This is a genomic window from Streptomyces sp. NRRL S-350 (genome assembly GCF_000719705.1).
In the GTDB taxonomy this organism is placed as follows: Bacteria; Actinomycetota; Actinomycetes; order Streptomycetales; family Streptomycetaceae; genus Kitasatospora.
The window spans coordinates 1-4,029 of sequence record NZ_JOHO01000139.1; the positions used below are offsets into that span (position 1 = coordinate 1).

The window sequence follows — 4,029 nt, forward strand, 5'->3', positions numbered from 1 at the left end:
CGGCAACCTCACCGCCGCCTACCTCTCCCTCACCGCCGCCCACCCCATGCCCCGCACCGGCAACCCCACCCGCTACTGGACCGCCCTCGTCGCCGCCGGCGAACTCCTCACCACCGCACCCCACCCCGACACCCGCATCACCTACGCCCTCACCACCTGCCGCACCCACGCCCGCAAGGCCGCCGACAGATGACCCACCGGCCGCAGGCCGACCGGAGAGGCCGGAACTCGCCTATGGGAAAAGGAGAATCGGGCTAGGGTAAGAGTATGGTTGCGAACTACACCGAAGAAGTGGCCATGAGCGAACCGGAGTTCATCAGCGCCCCGGCCCTGATCCTCCGGTCCCTCGCCTCCGACCCCACCCGCCGGGCCATCACCACCGCAGACGGCACCGTGATCACCGCCGGCGACTTCGCCGCCGCCACCTACCGCCTCGCCCAGGAGCTGGTCGCCCGGGGCGCGGGGCGCGGCACCACCGTGACTCTGCTGACGGGCAACACCGCCGAGGCGCTCAGCGCCCGGTACGCGGCCGGGCTGGCGGGCGCCCGGGTGGTGAACCTGTACGACGGCATGAGCGCTCCGACCCTCGCCGGGATCACCACGAGCGTCGACACCGCCATCCTCCTCGTGGACGCCGAACGGTACGCCGACGCGCCCGAGTTGCTGCCCCTGGTCGACGTGCCCACCGTCCTCACCCTGGGCGCGGGCCCGGAGACCGCCGGCGTGCCCGCGATCGGCGAGGACGCGCTCGCCGCCTCCGCGCGCCACCCCGCCGAACCGCCCGCCGTCCGCGTCGGGCCCGGCGACGACCTCGGCATCCGCCACACCGGCGGCACCACCGGCATCCCGAAGGGCATCCGCAGCCTGCACGGCCCGTACCGGAGGATCTTCGACGTCCCGTACGGCGGGGCGAGTGGCTGGTCGGACGAAAACCCGAACGGCGGGGCGCCCGGCGGCGGCGCCGACCGCACACCGCCGCGCTTCCTCGCCGCCACCTCCCTCGCCCACCTCGCGGGCCTGTTCTGCGACCTGGCGTTCCAGAGCGGCGGCTCCGTGGTGCTTCAACGGCGTTTCGACGCCGGCGAAGTCCTCGCCGCCGTCGAGCGCGAGCGCATCACCGACCTGTGGATGCTGCCGCCGCTGCTCTACCAGCTGCTGGACCACCCGGCGATCGGCCGCACCGACCTGTCCAGCCTGCGCCGGATCTCCTACGGCGGCTGTGCCGCCTCCCCGGCCCGCATCCGAGAGGCGATCAAGGTGTTCGGGCCGATCCTGGTGAGCGGCTACGGGCAGTCGGAGGCGCAGAACATCGCCATGCTCGGCCCGCAGGAACACGACCGGACCGGGCCCGGCGGCCAACTCCCCGTCGGTCGCCCCCTCCCGGGCGTCGAGGTGGTGATCCGTGCCGACGACGGCACCGCGCTGCCGGCCGGCGAACAGGGCGAGATCCACGTCCGCTCGGCCGGGGTCATGGCCGGCTACTGGAAGCGCCCCGACCTCACCGCCGAGGTGCTGCGGGACGGCTGGTTGAACACCGGCGACCTCGGCTACGTCGACGCCGACGGCTACCTCTACCTCTCCGACCGGCTCAAGGACAAGATCATCGTGGTCGGCGGGCACGTCTACCCCTCCGAGGTGGAGGAACTGCTCCTCACCCACCCGGCGGTCGCCCAGTGCGCCGTCTACGGGGTGCGGGACGCCGAGGAGGCCGAACACGTCCACGTCGCCGTCGTCCCCGCCCCCGGGCAGCGGCCCGGACTGGACGACCTCCGCGCGTTCGTCACCTCCCACAAGGGCCGGATGTACGCACCGGAGGCCCTGCACCTGGTCTCCGAGATCCCGCTGACCGCCGTCGGCAAGCCCGACAAGAAGCTCCTGCGCGAAACCGCCCTGCACTGAGCGCCCCTCACTGAGCACCCCGCACTGACCGCCCGGACCCACGGGATCCCCGCCCGACTTCACCCCAAGGTGGGGTTTGGCTCAACGAACCCCGGGATCCGTGCCGAGAAGCCAACGGGGTGGCGGCGCTGAGGGCCGCCACCCCGCACCCGCCGAACCGGGCGGGCGCCCGGGCGAACACCCCTTCCACGCAAGGTCGTTCGACGGCCTACCGGTGGTCGCCCGGGCCCGGCACAATCACCCGTATGCCGATCAGCGCGAGCCCGCCGCCGACGCACCACACGCCCGTCGCCCTCGCACGCGGCTTCCTGACGGGCGCCGTCATCGGAGCGTCGCCGGCCGCGTTCGTCGTCGGCATCGTCACCGACCGCCCGCCCCTGGTCGTCGCGGGCGTGGCCCTGCCCGTGGTCTACGGGCTGCTCTTCTACCTGGCCGGTGCGCCCCGGCGTGCCCGGGAGGCCGCCGTCGAACCGCGCACGGCCCTCGCGATGATCGAGAGCCTGCGCGCCGGCGGGAGCGAGACGGGCGACATACCCGTCCGGTTCGACCTCACCGTCGTACCGGACGACGGGCCGGCGTTCCGGGTCGGGATCAACCAGGCCGTCAACCTCGTCGACCTCCCCGCCTACCGGCCGCGCGACGTCCTGGTCGTCCAGTACCCGCCGGACCGGCCCTGGGACGGAAGTGTCGTGAAGCGCCCCACCCCGGAGTGGCAGGACCGGGCGGCATCGGCCCGCCTGGATTCCGCACCGGAGTCGACCGTGGTGAGCGAGCCCCCCGAAGGCTGCGGCTTCGGCGTCGTCGTGCTCCTCGGCATCCTGGTCGGCGCGGCGGCGGCCGTCCTCCCGTTCCGCGCGGACCTGTTCGACCGGCAGCCCGCCGCCGATCGGCCGGCGCCCGCGAACACGTCGCTCTCCTCGACCCGGTCGACCACGCTGACGTCGGTGTCCGGCACGGTCTCCGTCGGCCCCGGCCAGTCACTCCTCGACCAGGGGGCGCTGCGCCCGGCCGTCGACTCGCTCACCAAGGACCGGGAAACGCACCAGGCGATCACCCTCGCCGTCCAGGACCGCATGCTGTCGGTCGTGTTCGCCCCGCCCGGCACCGAGTCCTTCCGGTTCGACGTGGATTCCCTGCCCTACGAACGCTTCCCCGCCCTGGTCGCGGAGGCCGGCACCACCCTCGGCGTCCGCTCCCCGCAGGCCTGGCAGATCACCGTCGCCGGCATCGCCGGCCCCGTCACCATCAAGGTCAGCGTCACCGGCCCCGAGGGCACGGCCGCCCTGGAGGCGGACGTCCGGGGCAACGTCGTGCGGCGCACCCCGGCCCGCTGACGGGGCCATCCGGGTCCCGGCGGCCCGTTTCCCGCCGAAACACGCCCGCCTGCTCGCCATCGAACTGCCCCGTGGCGCAGGCTACTTCCGTGACCGCGTCAGCACGGACGCGGCTCGACCGGAAGGACGAACATGACGAGCACACGCGGCCGCATCGCCGCCCTGCTGGGCGCCGTCGCGGTAGTCGCCGGCACCACCCTGGCCAACCCCGGCGTCGGCCTCGCCGCCACGGCAGGACCACCCCCCGCCGGCGGCGGCATCACCGGGCGGGCACCCTGCCCGGACGCGCCGGAGTTCACCTGCGGGACGCTCACCGTCCCGCTCGACCACAGCGGCGCCACCCCCGGCACCCTCCGCCTCCAGGTGGCCGTCACCGGCAACACCAAGGCACCGAAGGGCGACCTGCTGTTCCTCACCGGCGGCCCCGGCCAGCCCGGCGTCCCGGCGATGAAGCGGATCGCGGGCAGCCTGGAGCCCGTCCTCAAGGACTACCGCCTGGTCATGTTCGACCAGCGCGGCACCGGCGGCGGCGCGCTCCAATGCCCGGGCCTCCAGGAGGACATGGGCTCGCGTCCTGCGCGCCGCCTGCCAGGCCACCGGCTGCACCACCGACCCGGCCGCCGACCTCGCCGCCACCGTCCGGCAGTACACCGCCTCGGCCGAGGAACTCAGCCAGGGGCTGCACTCCGCCGCCCTGTGCGCCGACTCGCACTTCCCGTGGGGCACCACCGACACCCCCGTCGCGAGCCGCCCGGCGGCCCTCGAACGCACCCGGCAGCGGCTGACCGCCGAACAG

Annotated in this window: 2 protein-coding genes and 2 pseudogenes; all 4 read left to right on the forward strand. The window is 74.1% G+C overall.

The features are described 5' to 3' along the window. Positions 1-193 (forward strand): annotated as a pseudogene (locus IF30_RS42800) (hypothetical protein); the annotation flags it as partial. A 104-nt stretch (positions 194-297) separates the two neighbouring features. After that, on the forward strand, positions 298-1,899 hold the full coding sequence (locus tag IF30_RS0139990) for an AMP-binding protein (RefSeq protein WP_030247921.1): 1,602 nt from the start codon (positions 298-300) through the stop codon (positions 1,897-1,899). 245 nt (positions 1,900-2,144) lie between these two features. After that, on the forward strand, positions 2,145-3,233 hold the full coding sequence (locus IF30_RS0139995; RefSeq protein WP_030247923.1) for a hypothetical protein: 1,089 nt from the start codon (positions 2,145-2,147) through the stop codon (positions 3,231-3,233). Positions 3,234-3,365: 132 nt separating this feature from the next. Continuing rightward, positions 3,366-4,029, forward strand: a pseudogene (locus IF30_RS0140000) (hypothetical protein); the annotation flags it as partial.

Bases quoted from the DNA above. Each gene is read 5' to 3' on its own strand.
- IF30_RS0139995 (WP_030247923.1), top strand. From the start codon at position 2,145: ATGCCGATCAGCGCGAGCCCGCCGCCGACGCACCACACGCCCGTCGCC.
- IF30_RS0139990 (WP_030247921.1), top strand. From the start codon at position 298: ATGAGCGAACCGGAGTTCATCAGCGCCCCGGCCCTGATCCTCCGGTCC.